Here is a 16,267-nt window from a genome sequence, read left to right on the forward strand (position 1 = left end):
TTCTCCGCCTTTAGAGTAGCAACCCTGTCCCCCTGCATGATTGTGCGCTATGGCACGGCAACCTTATATTGTTAGACAGATTACAAGATGCCGTTTTTGGCGCTTCCCGGCATAGCGTTGCCATCCGCGCATATATGGATTTTCTCTGATATTCAAGGACACAGTCAGATGGATCGCATTGCTTCCATGTCAGACGATCTGATCTTCCTGGGCGGGCTTACCTGGTACCGTGACGGCAAACATTGCTGGCGTGCTGCCGACCGTTTTGCCGAATACACCATCTGTCGCAAACCTGATGACAGATGGCATGGTTACTGGATGCGCAATGGCATCAAAACCCGGGCGGAATGGTCCTGCCCGACGATTGAAACCTTTGCCGAATATCTGATTGACCAGGTGCGTCATGCACGGCTGGAGCTCGATTGATCTGCGCGCTCGTCGGCAGCCTTTTACGCTCTGGCACGTATGTCGGTTACGGAACCGGGCCAACAGAACAGTGAATGCCATTCATCGCCCCAATGCCTCCCGCCTGCACAAGAATGGTTGCGTTCCGCGTATAAGGGCTTATTTCTGGGGCAGATTGTTTCACTAACAAAGGTCTTTGCATGACCCATCCAACCAAAATGCAGATCGACATTGTTTCCGACGTCGTCTGCCCGCGGTGCATTATCGGCTATAAACATCTGGAACAGGCGCTGGCCAATCTTGAGGGTCAGATTGACGCCAAATTGCGCTGGCACCCGTTTGAACTCAACCCCGATATGGGGCCCGAAGGCCAGGAACTGGGCGAACATATCCATGAAAAATATGGCCTGACCCCGGATCAAAGTGCCGAAAACCGCGCGCGCATCCAGACAATGGGCGAAAATGCCGGTTTTGAAATCCGTTTCAGTTCGGACAGCCGCATTTACAACACCTTCGATGCCCATCGCCTGCTATATTGGGCGGGCAAGAAGGGCAAACAGACCGACCTGAAACTGGCCCTGTTTGCGGCCTATTTTCAGGAGGCCGAAAACCCCGGTGATCATGGCGTCTTGAAACGCTGCTGCGAGGAAGTGGGCCTGTCCCCCGAAGAAGCCGCCGACATCCTTGCCAGCGACAAATTCGCCAGCGAAGTGCGCGCCGAGGAAGAAGAATTTAAAAATGCCGGCATCACGTCGGTGCCGACCTATGTGGTCAATGGCAAATACGCCATTTCCGGCGGGCATCCGCCCGAGGTATTTGAACAGGCCCTTTCCGAAATCGCCCGCGGCGTTGAAGAAGCCTGAACCGCCTTAAAACCACTCCATATCCGCAAAAGCCCGGCCATCCGTCATGGCCGGGCTTTGTCATAACCACCTTGGCCCTTCCTGCGCCTGACATATCATGTCAGCACGCTTTGACTATGGGTTTTACCCAATCGACCCGGGCCTGACAATCCCCTATAGTTTTAAAGGCTTTCAAAACAGGGGCGGGCGTCATGGCAGAATTTCTCACGTATCTTCCGGGCATATTGCTGGCTTATGCCGCGTTTATGGTTGGCCTGATCAGCCCCGGCCCCGCCCTGATGGCGTTAATGGGCGTATCCCTGGGCGATGGCCGCCGCGCCGGGCGGTATTTTGCCCTTGGCATTGGCTCTGGCTCCTTTTGCATTGGCATTCTGACATTATCGGGCTTATCGGCCCTGTTGCTGGCCTATGCCGATGCGATGTATGCCATTCGTATTGCCGGGGGATGTTATTTGCTGTGGATGGCGTTTAAGGCCCTGAAGGCTGCGGCGCGCCCTGCACCTGTTTCGGCCAAGGCCGATACCGACCCCCAACAATCCGCCGCCCATTATTTCAGTCGGGGCCTGGCCCTGCATTTAACCAATCCCAAGGCGATCCTGACCTGGATTGCCATTATCTCCATCGGTTTTCATCCCGGTGCGCCGCTGTGGGTGGGCCTGGTGATTGTCGCAAGCTGCGGCCTGATCTCGACCCTTGTGCATCTTTTTTATGCTACGGCCTTTTCAACCCGGCCGGTCATTGCGCTCTATCGTCGCCTCGCCCGCTGGATCAATGCCATCCTTGGCGTGTTCTTTGCCGCCCTTGGTCTGAAGCTGATTTTCAGCCGCTAAAGCAACTTCTGCCTGTGCCAAAGCCCAAGCCTACTCCGCCCTGGACTCTTTGCCCGTTTCCTTCGCGGCTGCCTCTTCTGAAGCGGCTTCGGCCCCGGCTTCAGCCTGTTCGGCTGCCCACACCCCGGCGGTTTCAACCGCCATCGGCGATGTCGTCGGCAGGACGCTGACATATCTTTCGGTTTCTTCGACTGGCAGCGATTCACGGCGTGTCATGCGATACAGCGCATAAACCGCAATAACAGCAAATGTCACCGCCAGCACCAGCCAGAAGCTGCGCGGACCAAAATGTTCCATCGACCACCCCGCCAGAAGCGGCCCCAAAATCGCACCAACCCCAAAGGTCAGAACCAGACCGCCCGAGGCAGCCGGCATATCTTCAAGCGGTAAATAGTCATTTGTATAGGCCAGAAACAGCGCATAAAGCGGCGTGGTCATCCCGCCCGCGAGAAAGGCCGCCCCCATCAGGAAGACAAAATTGTCACCAGAAACACCCCCCAACATGCTGGCCCCCATTGCCACCATCGAGGCCCCGAAAATCAGAGTGCGACGATCCATCCGGTCCGAAAGCCAGCCAATTGGATATTGAAAGACCAGTGCACCGGCAAACAGCATCGCAACAAAGGCCGCAATTTGCCCGGTGGTCATGTCAATCTGGGTTCCGAAAACCGCCGCCATCCCTGTTTGGGTTGCATAGACACAGCCCAAAAGAAAGATGCCCACGGTACTGAGCGGTGATCCGGCAAAAAGTTCCTTTAGCCCCATCGGCCGGGCTGCTTCTGTCATCGGAACAGAACTGGCCGACAGCAGGATTGGGGCAAAGGAAATCGAAACCAGAATGGATGCCACAATAAACAGGGCCGAATTTGCCGCATCCCCAAACGTCAAAAGCCCCTGTGCCCCGATAATCCCCAATGTCTGGGCAATCATGTAAGCCGACAGAACCTTGCCACGCGTTTCATTGGTCGATGAATCGTTCAACCAGCTTTCTGCCGTGACATAAATGCCCGACATGCAGAACCCCAAAATCACACGCAGCAACGTCCAGGCCCAGGGCTCCGGGATCAAAGGCAGGGCAATCAGGGCAGCCGAGGTAAAACTGCCCAGGGCGGCAAAGACGCGAACATGGCCAACACGCCTGATCATTCTGGGCGTAAGACGCGCCCCGGCAAGGAACCCGGCAAAATAACCCGATGTTACAATGGCAAGTTCGGCCGAAGAAAACCCTTCAATCCCGCCACGCAAACCGATCAGGGTAAAGTGCATGCCGTTGCCCAGCATGATCAGGACAATACCAATAAGAAGTGCCCAGACACTGGTTAAAACCTGGATCATGGCTCGCCCTTTCACACTTGGGGATTACCTGGGCGCTGAACCTGTCAATGTGGTTCGATGCAGCATGGTTCAGATAAACTGACTTATTCCAGCAAAAATACGAAACCACTGATCAGCTGCGGTTTCCAGATTTTTTTTAATGCGAAAGGATTTTTGCTTCAGACGGGACTTGGCCCGGATGTTTAGTCAATCTCTGCCGTTTCCAGGCGACGGCGGGTGACACCGTTTCTAAAATCCAGCCAGCCACAAAAAACAGTCATCCAGAGCGCAACCAGCATCACGACCGCGACCTTTTGATCCATGACCCAAAGCGTGCCTGCAGAAATGACACACCATGCCAGCGGAACCGGTAACAGAACCCAGCGCCACGTGCCGCGTGACAGCAAAACAAAGCCCAAGGTGCCAAGGACTGTTGGGTCAGCGGCACTTCCGAACAGCTCCGCCTGTATCAGGCCACGCCCCTCGATCAGGCCGATAAAGGGATAGACAATCAGGGCAAAGGCAACCAGCGCCAACCCGACATAAGATGAAAAATCCCCCCGCCAGCCAAAGCAAAGCGGCAAAGGACGCACAGCAAAGATGACAAACAGAACAACCTGAAGGACAAAGCCCGGCAACAGATAGGACACCGCCCAGTTGATCGGCAGATAATACTGCCACAGAAAGCCATAGCCGGACCAGGCCCAAACCAGCGCCAGTAATACCGGAATAATCCGGTTGCCGCGCAATCCGTGCCGAAGGGCCAGATAGAACGCGATCACCCCGGCCAGCAGCGCACTGGCAACCACCAATCCCCAGGTGGTATTCATATTTTCAAACAGCCGGTAATAAACGCGGGGTGAAAACAGCAGAAAATCGGCCAGGCTATAGTCCCACCACGCGGTCATAATGCCGCCTCGATGGCCCGGGCAATGGCATGGCGTTCTTTGCCTTCTGGCAACAACACCTTGTCGGCATCTGGCATGGGGGTTATCGCGGCCATGTTTTCGCGCACGTGATCCACCCGTGTGGTGGCGGGAATGGCACATGTAACCGCCGGATGCGACACAATATATTTCAAAATCAGTTGCGCCCAGCTTTGCGCCCCGTAATCCGCCGCAAGACCGGGCATCGGCTGCCCCCGCAGCGCCTTGGTCAGTCGCCCGCCGCGAAAGGGCCGGTTGATGATCACGGCAATGTTGCGTTCACGGGCCATTGGCAGGATCCGGTCTTCCACCGCACGATCCAGCGGATTATATGTCACCTGAATAAAATCAATCGCCTCGCGTTCCATGATGATGCCCAGCAAATCATGACGGCGACCATGCGATGTGGTGATGCCGGTATAACCCAGTGCCCCGGCGGCTTTCATATCCTGCAAAAGCGGCAACTGGTTTTCCCAGTCCAGCATATTGTGAACCTGCAACAGGTTGAACTGGCGAATGCCCCAGCGCCGCGCACTTTCATCAATCTGTTCTGGTCCGCCATCCTCGTCACTGGTCCAGACTTTATCGGTGGCAAACACCTGTTCGCGATCAATACCCAATTCCGCCAGCCCGTGGCCGATGGTCGCCTGGGATGACCCATACATGGGCGATGAATCAATCATTGCCCCACCCGCCGCAAAAAATGCTGCCATCACGTCGGTGCAGTTTTTCAGCAAAACCGGGTCATTGCCGACATTAAAGGTAATCCAGCTTCCCAACCCCACCGCAGGCAGGGCGTGATCCGTGCCGGGAATACGATGATGCAGGGGCTGCGGCCCCGATGCAGCATGCGCCAAGCCTGCCCCGGGCAGCCGCGCTGCGACCAGCCCGCCAATGCCAAGCATTCCCGCCCCGGTCAAAAATGTGCGTCGCGTGATATGATGACGGGTCATGTTGCCATTTCCCTTGAACGTCGCATTCATAAATACGCTCCAAGGGTGCCGCAATTTTCCATGCGGTGCAAGGCGCGGTCTTGGTTCCCCCAAAAGCAAAAGGCGCTGCCTTTGCCAGACAGCGCCTTTATCTTATAAAGTGATGATTACCTGAAAGCTGGCTTAAACCCGTTTCCAGGTCGTCCCGTCTTTTGAATCTTCCAGCACAATCCCGCGTGCCTTCAGATCATCACGAATTTGGTCGGCCAGGGCGAAATCGCGGTTTTTCTTGGCATCGGCGCGTTTCACAATCAGCGCCTCGATCTCGGCGGCTTCGCCGTCATCACCGCCGCCGGTAAACCAGCCATCCACATCCTGTTCCAGAATACCCAGCAGGCTGGCAGCGGCCAAAACGCGGCCCTTTGCCTCGGCCTTTTCGGTATCCGACCCCGCCTTGTTCAACTGTGTGACCAGTTCATGGAACTCGGCAATTGCCAGCGGGGTGTTCAAATCATCGCACAGCGCATTCAGGACGCCGGCGGGCATATCAACAGCCGCTGGCGCTATGGCCGCTGTCTGGCGCAAGGCGGTATAAAAACGATCCAATGCCTCCTTGGCCTGACGCAGATTTTCGAGCGTCCAGTTGATCGGCTGGTGATAATGGGTCCCCATCATCGCCAGACGAATGGCTTCGCCAGGCCAGCTTTCCAGCAATTCATGCACGGTGACGAAATTGCCCAGGGACTTGGACATTTTCTCGCCCTCGACCATCAAATGGCCGTTGTGCATCCAGTATTTGGCATAGCTGGACCCGTGATTGGCGCAGCAGCTTTGGGCGATTTCATTTTCATGATGCGGAAAGACCAGATCGATCCCGCCGCCATGAATATCAAATTCCTGCCCCAGATAGCGCGTGGACATGGCAGAGCATTCAATATGCCAGCCCGGCCGCCCCCGGCCCCACGGGCTGTCCCAGCCCGGTGTGTCATCGTCAGACGGTTTCCAAAGCACGAAATCTGCCGGGTCCTGTTTATAGGGCGCAACTTCAACACGGGCACCAGCAATCATTTCATCGCGGTTACGCCGCGACAATTTGCCGTAGTCATCATATTTGGAAACCGAAAACAGCACATGGCCCTCGGCGGCATAGGCAAAACCCTGTGCAATCAGCTTTTCGCACATGGCGATCATATCGCCGATATGCTCCGTCGCGCGCGGTTCGATATCGGGCTTATGCGCATTTAACGCACCCATATCATCCAGATAGGCCTGATGGGTGCGGGCGGTAATCACCGATATCGGCTCGCCACTTTCGCGGGCGCGCTGGTTGATTTTGTCATCAACATCGGTGACGTTCCGCACATAGGTGACCTTGGGATAGACATGGCGCAAAAGCCGTACCAGCGTATCAAACACCACCACAGGACGGGCATTGCCGACATGGGCATAATCATACACCGTCGGTCCGCACACATATAAACGCACATGTGCCGGGTCAATAGGTTCAAAGTGCTGCTTTTGGCGGCTCATGCTGTCGTAAATACGCAATGCCGCTGAACTGTCCGTCATTTTTTTCGTCCGTTAAATTATCGCGTCTTTGTGTGGCACAATTTCTTTACGGCGATCCGACACGAATATGTCAGACCGCCTGACCACACAGACGCGCACGGGCTTTTTCGCTGCCGATCATCGGCAGCAATGCAGACATTTCAGGACCATGTTCGCGCCCGGTAAGGGCCTTGCGTAACGGCATGAACAACTGTTTACCCTTTCGACCTGTGGCCTCTTTTACGGCCCCGGTCCAGCTTTTCCAACTTGTGCCATCCAGATCGCCTTGCGGCAGCATATCAGCGGCCTGGGTCAAAAATTCACGATCTTCATCGTCAATTTCCGGCACAATCGCATCATGGACAACATCCCACCATTCGCGGGCTTCGGCAACACGCCAGCAATTGCCGCGCACCGCCTGCCAGAAGGCTTCGTCCATCCCCTCCATTCCGGCGGCCGCCAGCTTGTCGCGGGCCTGATCATAAGGCATGTCATGAACGATTTTTTCGTTCAGCGATGCCAGATCCGCCGGATCGAATTTGGGGGTCGAACGACCATAAGCCGAAATATCGAATGTTTCAATCGCTTCCCGCATGGTGGCCGGTTCGATCCGGTCCGATGCGCCAAGCCCGGTCAGCAGGCCAACCAGGGCCGGAACCTCGAACCCGTCATTGCGCAATTCACGCAAAGACAGGCTACCCAGCCGTTTTGAAAGCTGCGATCCCCCCGGCCCGGCCAAAAGCGGCGTATGACCAAAATCCAGCCCGCCGGGCTGGCCGCCAAGCGCCATATAAACCAGAATCTGCGCCACCGTATTGGTCACATGGTCTTCACCGCGAATAATATGGGTCACCCCCATTTCCAGGTCATCCACGACGGAGCCCAGCATATAAAGCAGCGATCCGTCTTCGCGGATCAAAACCGGATCGGAGACATGCTGGGTGTCGAAATGGCACAGGCCACGGCACATGTCATCCCATTCCACCACGCCATCGGGCAGTTTGAAACGCCAGTGCGGCTTGCGGCCTTCGGCTTCCAGCGCGCGAATTTCCGCCGGGTCCAGCAGCAATGCCTTGCGGTCATAAATAAACGGCTGATGGCGCTGACGGGCGGCTTTGCGCTTCCAGTTCAGCTCGCCTTCCGTTTCATAACACGGATAAAGCAACCCTTCGGATTTAAGCTGCTCAATCGCCACGTCATATCGGTCCTGGCGCAGGGACTGGCGTTCTTCGCGGTCCCAGTCAATGCCCAGCCAGCGCAGATCCTCGCGGATGGCATCAACATATTCATCCTTGGAGCGTTCCGGGTCGGTATCATCGAACCGCAGGATGAATTCGCCGCCATGTTTGCGGGCAAACAGCCAGTTCATCATGGCGACACGGGCATTGCCGACATGCAGCAGGCCGGTCGGGCTGGGGGCGAAACGTAATACAGGTTTTTTCATATCAATAATTTTCAAACACAATATAAGGTCAGCTTACCAGATTGGTAAAGCCATTGGTAATCGGATAACGCCGGTCACGACCAAAGGCGCGCGGGGTAATTTTCACCCCTGGCGGGGCCTGACGGCGCTTATATTCGGCACGGTCCAGCAAACGCCATACCTTGCGCACGATTGCCTCGTCATGGCCGCTGGCGACGATTTCGGCAACGCTGCGTTCACCCTCGATCATCTGACCTAGAATATCATCAAGCACATCATAGGGCGGCAGGCTGTCTTCGTCTTTCTGGTCCGGGCGCAATTCGGCCGAGGGCGGCTTGGTAATAATCCGTTGCGGAATCACCATACCCTCCGGCCCCAGCGCCCCTTGCGGGCGATGCAGGTTGCGCCAGCTACACAGGGCAAACACGGTGGTTTTATACAAATCCTTCAAAACCGAATAGCCACCGCACATATCGCCATAAAGCGTGGCATAGCCCACCGACATTTCCGATTTGTTGCCCGTGGTCAAAACCATATGGCCGAACTTGTTGGAAATGCCCATCAGGATGATCCCGCGCGAGCGTGCCTGGATGTTTTCCTCGGTAATGTCGGGGTCCCGCCCGGCAAAGGCCGGGGCCAGCATGGTGCCAAAGGCCTCCATTGCCGGGCCGATATTGATGCTTTCAATGCCGGTTTTCAGCATATCGGCACAAATTTGCGCATCCTCAAGACTATCGGCCGAGGTATAGGGTGAGGGCATCATCACCAGGCGCACCCGTTCCGCCCCCAACGCATCGACGGCCACGGCAGCGGACAGGGCCGAATCAATGCCGCCGGACATGCCAATGACAACACCGGGAAAACGGTTTTTATTAACATAATCACGCAGACCCAACACCAGCGCCTGATAAATCGCATCCAGGCCGGACGGGTAATGCGCATCGGGCTTGGCATCGTCGCAATACCATTTGCCATCGCCATCGCGCGACCAGTGCGAAAGCTGCACGGTTTCGGCAAAACCCGGCAGGGCAACGGCCAGCGTGCCATCAAAATTCAGGCCGAATGTGCCGCCATCAAACACCAGTTCATCCTGCCCGCCGACCTGATTGCAATAGATCATCGGCACGCCGCATTCCAGCACACGGTCGCGAATCAGTTTGCGACGCAGGCCATCCTTGCCCGCCTCAAATGGCGACCCGTTGGGGACCAGCATCATTTCCGCCCCGCGCGCGGCCAAATGGGCCACCACCCTGGGTGTCCAGACATCCTCGCAAATCGGAACGCCCAGCTTGATGCCGTGAAAATCAACCACATCGGGCATCGGGCCTGCGGCAAAAACCCGTTTTTCGTCAAACACGCCATAATTGGGCAGGTCGTTTTTGGCACGCACGGTTTCAATCGTGCCCCCGTCAATCAACAATACCGCATTATGGCGGATACCGTTAATTTCCCACGGCGTTGTCAGCAACAGGGCCGGCCCGTTTTTGCGCGATGCGGTCCGCTTGCAAATATCATCTACCGCGTCGCGCAAATGGCGCATGAAGGAAGGTTTCATCACCAGGTCTTCGGGCGGATAGCCCGACAAAACCAGTTCGGAATACAGGATGATATCCGCGCCCTGATCAGCCGCAGATTCCCAGGCAGCCACAATCTTTTCCGCATTCCCGGCAATGTCGCCGACAACCGGATTCAACTGGGCAATGGCAATGGCGAGTTTGTTTTTCATGTGTTTGGAATAGGAGGGGTCCGCCCGCAAGTCAATTGCGGAAATTGCAATAGCCCCCGAAGGTTTTACAACCCGGTTGGGCCACGATTGCATGGAAGATACACGTGAGCCGCCTAAAGCGCCATTGCCGCGTCGATTTCTTCCTGGCTCATGGTTTTGGCCGACCCGTGAATAATGGAGCTGGCGACATCCATAAACCGCTGCAATGCCGCCGTCGTGCTGCTGGCCGTCATGCGGATGACCTCGGGGTTGCCATCATTGATCACGACTTCCAACTGCTCGTTTGCGCGCAAAACCAGTGCATTCATGTGCTCGATGGTTTCCTCGAACGGACGGCGGAATTTTTCCGGCACGTGGTCATAGGCCTCGATCGCCAGTTCACGGTCGGAAAAGGCGCTGTCCTGAAAATGCTGCTGATAGCTTTTGGGTGCCCATTCCCGACAGTCTTCAAGCATGTCGGGCATATCGGGCACCATTTCAAGCAGCATCACGATTTCATTGAAATGATTGAGGTAATCCGTTGCAAGCAGGGTTGCAGAGGAAATATTCGTCCCCTCGACCTTCTTTTGCCAGAATGCAAAATCATCATCTGCGGCCATATTCGCGTCTATCCCTCTTTCGCCTGCAAGTGCGCCCCGTTTTTCTTTATATGCGAAAGGATAAGCATCGCATCAATATCAATCCAAGACAAATTCCCAAGTGGGTACGTTCTGACCCGTTTTTTAGGTCCGATCCCGGCTTTTTAGAGAGTTTATCAAATTCCTCAACGAAAAAGGGTGCCCGACATCCCGGACACCCTTTTTAGCAATCGAAATTCCCGATTGCCCGATCAATCAAAAAAGATCAGGCACTTGCCAGCAATTCATCACGCACATTGTCGCGTTCCTGTTTGATCATCTCGGCGATCAAAAAGGCCAGTTCAAGGGCCTGGGCCCCGTTCAGGCGCGGGTCGCAATGGGTGTGGTAACGGTCCGACAGGCTGTCTTCGGTAATCGCCTGTGCACCACCGATACATTCGGTCACATCACGCCCGGTCATTTCAAAATGAACGCCCCCGGCATGGGTACCTTCGGCCTTGTGAATGTCAAAGAAGGTTTTGACTTCGCCCAAAATCGCATCAAAGGCGCGGGTTTTATAGCCGTTGCTGGCCTTGACCGTGTTGCCGTGCATCGGGTCGCACGACCACACAACCTTGCGGCCTTCGGCCTTCACACGACGTACCAGACGCGAAAGATGTTCCGCCACCTTGCCCGACCCCATACGGCAGATCAGGGTCAGACGACCGGCTTCATCGGCCGGATTGAGGGTATCAATCAGGCGAATCAGTTCATCTTCCTCAAGCGTCGGGCCGCATTTCAGGCCAATCGGGTTTTTCACCCCGCGCATGAATTCGACATGGGCGCCATCGGGCTGGCGGGTGCGGTCGCCAATCCAGAGCATATGCGCCGAGCAGTCATAATACTGGCCGGTCAGGCTGTCCTGACGGGTCAGGGCCTGCTCGTACCCCAGCAAAAGCGCCTCGTGCGAGGTATAAAAATCGGTTTCGCGCATTTGCGGCGCGGTTTCCGGCGTAATGCCACAGGCCCGCATGAAGGCAACGGCTTCGTCGATCTGGGTGCTCATCTGGCGGTAACGTTCGCCAGCCGGGCTGTTATCGACAAAGGACAGGTTCCAGCGGTGAATCTGTGTCAGATCGGCAAAACCACCCTGGGCAAAGGCGCGCAACAGGTTCAGCGTCGATGCGGACTGGTTATAGGCCTTGATCTGGCGCTGCGGGTCGGGCGTGCGGGATTCCTCGGTAAATTCGATCCCGTTAACGTTGTCGCCGCGATAGCTGGGCAGTTCGACGCCATCAATCGTTTCCATATCCGCCGAACGCGGCTTGGCAAACTGGCCGGCCATACGGCCCACCTTGACCACCGGGCAAGACGCGCCATAGGTCAGCACAACCGCCATCTGCAACATGACCTTAAAGGTGTCGCGGATATTGTTGGGATGAAATTCCTTAAAGCTTTCCGCGCAGTCACCGCCCTGAAGCAGGAAGGCCTTGCCTTCTGCCACTGCACCCAGCTTTTCTTTCAGCGCACGCGCCTCGCCAGCAAATACCAAAGGAGGATAGCTGCCGAGCTCTTGTTCTACGGCCTTGAGGGCCTGTGCATCCGGATATGTCGGAATCTGCTTTACGGGCAGGTTCCGCCAACTATCAGTGCTCCAGCTCTTGCTCATCTGCTTCCTCTCCATCGGATGTCTCTTTCAACATCCCTAGCATAACATCATTTCTATCATACGCCTCACATTACAGGCGCCAAAACCAGCCATTTGCCGGGTCCAACTAGATAAGGGTTTTGCGCCGCCGTTTCCAGTCTTTCCCGCACCGCGACAACAGAAAAATGGCAAATTTTTGCCAATCCTGCCCTATTGCGCGCAAAATTCCACTCACTTTAACCACCCCCGAATGAAACAGAGGCAAAATATTACGCGCTGTGCGCACATCAGAACTGCGAATCCACGCCGGTTTCAGGCCGTTTCGTCATCGGGTTCACCAAAATGTGTCCGGGCCTCTGCCGGAATCGCAATTCCGCGAACCTTGCGTGCCACCCAGATATGATCCACCCCGGAAAGATCCGGCATCACATCCAGCGACCCGCCCTTGATGCTGACCGGATCATCCCCGGCAAGGTCGCCGTGAAACAGGCGCGATCCGCATTCAGGGCAAAAATGACACGCCAGCACCCGGCCACTATCGGTCGGGCGCTGCCAGGTTTTTACCTGGCCCTGTGTGATGATGACATCCGCACCATGCACCCGAACCGAAATTCCAAAGGCGGACGCCGACTGTTTCTGACATTCCCGGCAATGGCAGATATAGGTTTTCACCACCTGCCCATCGAGCCGGTAGCGGACCGCCCCACACTGGCACCCGCCCGTTATGGACCCTTCTGGCTGCGAAATTGCACCTGTCATCTCCATCCACCCTTTGCTTTGCTGTGCTGCACGGTCGCGGCTTTCATCGGACATTGCCCGTCATGTGCGAAACCGGCATTGCCATCGCACAACATATTATCATCGATCTGAAACAGTTGCGCCCCGGCGCATTTCGCCGCAAGCTGCGCTGCTGCCAGATATGGCAGGAGACCAACCTGCCGTATCTGCTGATTTTCGGACCGCCCCATGTCGCTTGAAACCACCATCATCGTTGCCTGTGCCTATTTTCTTGCCGCCTTTGTCAAAGGGGCCACCGGCCTTGGTTTTTCCACCTCCGCCCTGCCGGTGATGACATTGGGCCTGGGTCTTAAATCGGCGATGCCGCTGGTGATCATTCCGTCGATTGTCAGCAATGTAATCGTCATGGTTCAGGCGGGGCATTTTCGCGAAACCGTGCGGCGTTTCTGGCCGATGTTTGTTGCGACCATTCCCGGGCTGATTGTTGGTCTGATCATTCTGGATCGTGTTAACGGGCTGGTGGCCGGGGCCGTTTTGGGTGTTGTCCTGATGAGCTATGGCATCATCACCCTTGGCCGCCCGGCCATTTACATTCCCAACCGGCTGGCACGCCGCATTGCGCCCTTTTCTGGCTTTCTCACCGGCCTTGTTAATGGCGTGACCGGATCACAGGTCATGCCGATCCTGCCATTTTTCCTCTCGCTACGGCTGGATCCCAAACGCTTTGTTCAGGGGGTGAATATATCCTTTACCCTATCGAGCCTGATCATGGCCGCCGGGCTTAGCCGGATTGGCCTGATGACCTGGCATAGCGTGCTGATTTCGCTGGCTGGTTTGATCCCGGTTTTTCTGGGGGTCAAGGCGGGCAGCTTTGTTCGTGCCCGGCTGGATGCGGAAACCTTTCGCAAGCTGGTGCTGGTGATGCTGATTTTGTTTGGCATCATCCTGATTGGCAAAGCCCTGCTGGCTTAAGCCTTTTCTGACCGTTTCCGCTCTGCTAAGACAAAGCCATGAACACCATTGAACAGCCTGCCTTTTGCGAAACCGAAGAAAAGAAATCGCGCTTTTTGGCGACACTGGTGCCCTATGCGCAATTTGACGACACCCTGGCCGACCTGCGCAAGGCCCACCCCAAGGCCAATCATCACGTTACCGCCTATCGGTACCTGAATGACGAAGAACAGTTGATCGAACATGGCAAGGATGACGGCGAACCTTCGGGCACGTCGGGCATGCCGTGCCTCAAGGTGTTGCAGGGGCGCGACCTGATCAATATTGCCGTCATCGTCACCCGCTATTTTGGCGGCACCAAACTGGGGACGGGCGGGCTGGTTCGGGCCTATAGCGGGGCGGTACAGGCCGTTTGCGAGGGTGCGACCATCATCCCTTATATCCCGCAGGGAACAACGCGCCTTTTTGCCACCTTTGCCGATGCGGGAAATATGGAACAGGCCTGCGACCGGCCCGACATTACCGTGCAAGATCGCCAGTTCGACACCCTGGGCAGCCTGATCGAAATCAGCGGCCCGCGCGATATGATCGCTGATCTGGCAGAACGCTTTCCCACACTGGACAGGGACAATTCCGATTAAATTGGTCGCAAATGCCGGGCCTATCCTTATGCCGGGCCGGATGCCAGAATATGCCGCCGGTCCGAGCTTTGCCGCATTTGAAGGTCGAACCCGAGATCAATGATCTTTTCGGGCGGCGGCGTGCCCTCCAGCACCGCCTGAATCATATTCACCGCATGACGGCCAATGCCATAACGATCCGTGCGAATGCTGGTCAGCGACGGACAGGCGGCCTGCATCATTTCAAGGTCGTTGAACCCGGCAATACCCAACTGGTCGGGCACGGAAATGCCCGCCTTTTGCGCGCCAAACAGCGCACCCAGCGCAAGGTCGTCATTATTGCAAAAAACCGCATCCAGGTCAGGCCGGTGGCGGGCGAGTTCACGCAGCAATACCCCGCCCAGTGTCACGCTGGACGACGTGGTGGTGGTTTTCACAAGGTCCGGGTCAAACATCCCGGCATCTTCAAGCGCACGGCGAAACCCCGCCAGACGGCGGGTTGTGCGCGGGTCCATGCGTGCACCCAAAAACCCGATATGGCGGTATCCCTGATCAATCAGATGCTGGGCTGCGGCTCGCCCGCCCTGATAATGGGAAAAACCCACCATCATATCAATCGGGTCCGGCCCGGTTTCCATGATCTGCACCACCGGGCAATTGGCTTCTTCGAGCATTTTGCGCGCTGCTGGCGTCTGATCAATGCCCGACACAATCACGGCAGTGGGGCGCTGGCTTAAAAAAATGCCAATCAGGCGTTCCTGTTCGGTGGCGGAATAGCGCGAATTGCCCAATTGCACCTGAAGCGGACTGGCATCGAGCGCATCATAAATCGCGCGCAGGGTATCGGAAAAAACGTTATTGGTGAGCGACGGCACCAGCACCGCCACAACATTGGACCGTGACGATGCCAGCGCACTGGCATGGGTATCGGGGATGTAATTAAGCGCACGCACCGCCTTGTCGATTTTGGCACGCAGGCGTTCCGATACCTTTTGCGGGTCGCGCAAGGCCCGCGACACGGTAATCGAACTCACCCCTGCCTGGGCGGCAACATCGGCAATTGTCGGCCGCCCTGCCCCTTTACGTTTTCTCATGCCTGCCTGACTGCCCTAAACCTCAATCTTGCGGGCCACCCCGCAATATTCCGTCAACCAACGGAACCAGCGCGGCCCCGATTGCCCGTGTATTAGCCGCATCCAGATGCACGCCGTCAACAGATGATGCCGTCGCAACCGTTGCCGCATCAAAAAAATGGCAGTTCTTTTCACGCGCCAGCACCTGATAGGCCGCCGCAAATTTTTGCGATTCGGCAATGCTGTGCGCGGTTGGCAAGGTGCCGCCCGCCCGCTCCGTTTTGCACAGATGCGGCGGCGCCATTACCATGACCTCCGGCGCGGGACCGGCCTTATAGGGATAGCTGCGCACAATATCGACCAGTCGCGCCATGCCGGCCACAGCCCCCCTGACATCCCCGCAGATAAAGGATTTCAGATCATTGGTCCCCAGCATGATAATCACCAGGTCCAGGGGGTCATGGCTGCCCAGAAGGGTTGGTAAAATCCGTGCGCCATTCCGGTCTGCCGGGGCGGTATGGTCATCAAAGGCCGTGGTTCGGCCACTCAGCCCCGCACCAATCATGCGGGCCTGTTGCCCCAACCCGTCACCCAGCACCGTTGGCCACAAATCGTCAAACGGGTGACGTCTGCCATGCTCGGGGTGATACCCCCATGTCAGACTATCCCCATATGCAAGAACGGTTTTTTTATACATGGCGCTATTCCCGAAG

The 16,267-nt window shown here is 56.4% G+C and carries 17 protein-coding genes; 6 read left to right on the plus strand and 11 right to left on the minus strand.

All coding sequences use genetic code 11. The features are described 5' to 3' along the window. Positions 1-168 precede the first annotated feature (168 nt). From TH25_RS20695 to TH25_RS20705, 3 genes are all read left to right on the plus strand, one after another. Complete coding sequence (locus TH25_RS20695) at positions 169-426, plus strand: hypothetical protein (protein WP_114090179.1); 258 nt, start codon at positions 169-171, stop codon at positions 424-426. Positions 427-605: 179 nt separating this feature from the next. After that, positions 606-1,268: a DsbA family oxidoreductase gene (locus TH25_RS20700; RefSeq protein WP_114090180.1), complete on the plus strand. Its 663-nt coding sequence runs from the start codon at positions 606-608 to the stop codon at positions 1,266-1,268. A 191-nt stretch (positions 1,269-1,459) separates the two neighbouring features. Then, positions 1,460-2,098 carry a LysE family translocator gene (locus tag TH25_RS20705; RefSeq protein WP_114090181.1) on the plus strand — a complete coding sequence of 213 codons (639 nt, stop codon included), beginning with the start codon at positions 1,460-1,462 and terminating at the stop codon, positions 2,096-2,098. Between the two features lie 30 nt (positions 2,099-2,128). Here the strand turns inward: TH25_RS20705 and TH25_RS20710 are convergent, their stop codons facing one another. From TH25_RS20710 to TH25_RS20750, 9 genes are all read right to left on the minus strand, one after another. After that, positions 2,129-3,433, minus strand: coding sequence for an MFS transporter (locus tag TH25_RS20710; protein ID WP_114090182.1), 1,305 nt, complete (start codon positions 3,431-3,433; stop codon positions 2,129-2,131). Positions 3,434-3,615: 182 nt separating this feature from the next. Then, positions 3,616-4,320 carry a hypothetical protein gene (locus TH25_RS20715; RefSeq protein WP_114090183.1) on the minus strand — a complete coding sequence of 235 codons (705 nt, stop codon included), beginning with the start codon at positions 4,318-4,320 and terminating at the stop codon, positions 3,616-3,618. Then, the gene (locus TH25_RS20720) at positions 4,317-5,291 is read right to left on the minus strand and encodes an aldo/keto reductase (protein ID WP_220151469.1); all 975 of its coding nucleotides are present in this window, start codon (positions 5,289-5,291) and stop codon (positions 4,317-4,319) included. The genes TH25_RS20715 and TH25_RS20720 overlap by 4 nt, the downstream gene beginning before the upstream one ends. Positions 5,292-5,453: 162 nt before the next feature. Beyond that, complete coding sequence (gene cysS, locus TH25_RS20725) at positions 5,454-6,839, minus strand: cysteine--tRNA ligase (RefSeq protein WP_114090184.1); 1,386 nt, start codon at positions 6,837-6,839, stop codon at positions 5,454-5,456. A gap of 70 nt (positions 6,840-6,909) precedes the next feature. After that, positions 6,910-8,262 carry a glutamate--tRNA ligase gene (gene gltX, locus TH25_RS20730; RefSeq protein WP_114090206.1) on the minus strand — a complete coding sequence of 451 codons (1,353 nt, stop codon included), beginning with the start codon at positions 8,260-8,262 and terminating at the stop codon, positions 6,910-6,912. 28 nt (positions 8,263-8,290) lie between these two features. Beyond that, on the minus strand, positions 8,291-9,967 hold the full coding sequence (locus TH25_RS20735) for an NAD+ synthase (protein WP_114090207.1): 1,677 nt from the start codon (positions 9,965-9,967) through the stop codon (positions 8,291-8,293). A gap of 113 nt (positions 9,968-10,080) precedes the next feature. Continuing rightward, the gene (locus tag TH25_RS20740) at positions 10,081-10,566 is read right to left on the minus strand and encodes a hypothetical protein (RefSeq protein WP_114090185.1); all 486 of its coding nucleotides are present in this window, start codon (positions 10,564-10,566) and stop codon (positions 10,081-10,083) included. A gap of 244 nt (positions 10,567-10,810) precedes the next feature. Further along, on the minus strand, positions 10,811-12,193 hold the full coding sequence (locus TH25_RS20745; protein WP_114090186.1) for a class II 3-deoxy-7-phosphoheptulonate synthase: 1,383 nt from the start codon (positions 12,191-12,193) through the stop codon (positions 10,811-10,813). Between the two features lie 291 nt (positions 12,194-12,484). Continuing rightward, positions 12,485-12,985 carry a GFA family protein gene (locus TH25_RS20750; RefSeq protein ID WP_114090187.1) on the minus strand — a complete coding sequence of 167 codons (501 nt, stop codon included), beginning with the start codon at positions 12,983-12,985 and terminating at the stop codon, positions 12,485-12,487. Positions 12,986-12,993: 8 nt separating this feature from the next. Between TH25_RS20750 and TH25_RS25130 the strand changes: the two genes are divergently transcribed. Genes TH25_RS25130 through TH25_RS20760 form a run of 3 tightly spaced genes read left to right on the plus strand, consistent with a single transcriptional unit; the run spans position 12,994 to position 14,502 of the window. Continuing rightward, entirely contained in the window at positions 12,994-13,149 is a 156-nt protein-coding gene (locus TH25_RS25130) for a hypothetical protein (RefSeq protein WP_181847741.1), read from the plus strand. Beyond that, a complete protein-coding gene (locus tag TH25_RS20755) occupies positions 13,139-13,882 on the plus strand; it encodes a sulfite exporter TauE/SafE family protein (protein WP_114090188.1) in 744 nt (247 codons plus the stop codon). The genes TH25_RS25130 and TH25_RS20755 overlap by 11 nt, the downstream gene beginning before the upstream one ends. A 38-nt stretch (positions 13,883-13,920) precedes the next feature. Next, positions 13,921-14,502, plus strand: coding sequence for an IMPACT family protein (locus tag TH25_RS20760; protein ID WP_114090189.1), 582 nt, complete (start codon positions 13,921-13,923; stop codon positions 14,500-14,502). A 26-nt stretch (positions 14,503-14,528) separates the two neighbouring features. On the opposite strand, the gene gntR is transcribed toward TH25_RS20760, so the two are convergent. Then, positions 14,529-15,575 (minus strand): HTH-type transcriptional regulator GntR, encoded by a 1,047-nt coding sequence (gene gntR / locus TH25_RS20765; protein ID WP_114090190.1) that lies wholly within the window; start codon positions 15,573-15,575, stop codon positions 14,529-14,531. A 22-nt stretch (positions 15,576-15,597) separates the two neighbouring features. Further along, positions 15,598-16,251, minus strand: a complete 654-nt coding sequence (locus tag TH25_RS20770; protein ID WP_114090191.1) for an SGNH/GDSL hydrolase family protein — start codon at positions 16,249-16,251, stop codon at positions 15,598-15,600. Between the last annotated feature and the right edge of the window lie 16 nt (positions 16,252-16,267).

This window comes from Thalassospira profundimaris, assembly GCF_003326755.1.
Lineage (GTDB): Bacteria > Pseudomonadota > Alphaproteobacteria > Rhodospirillales > Thalassospiraceae > Thalassospira > Thalassospira profundimaris_B.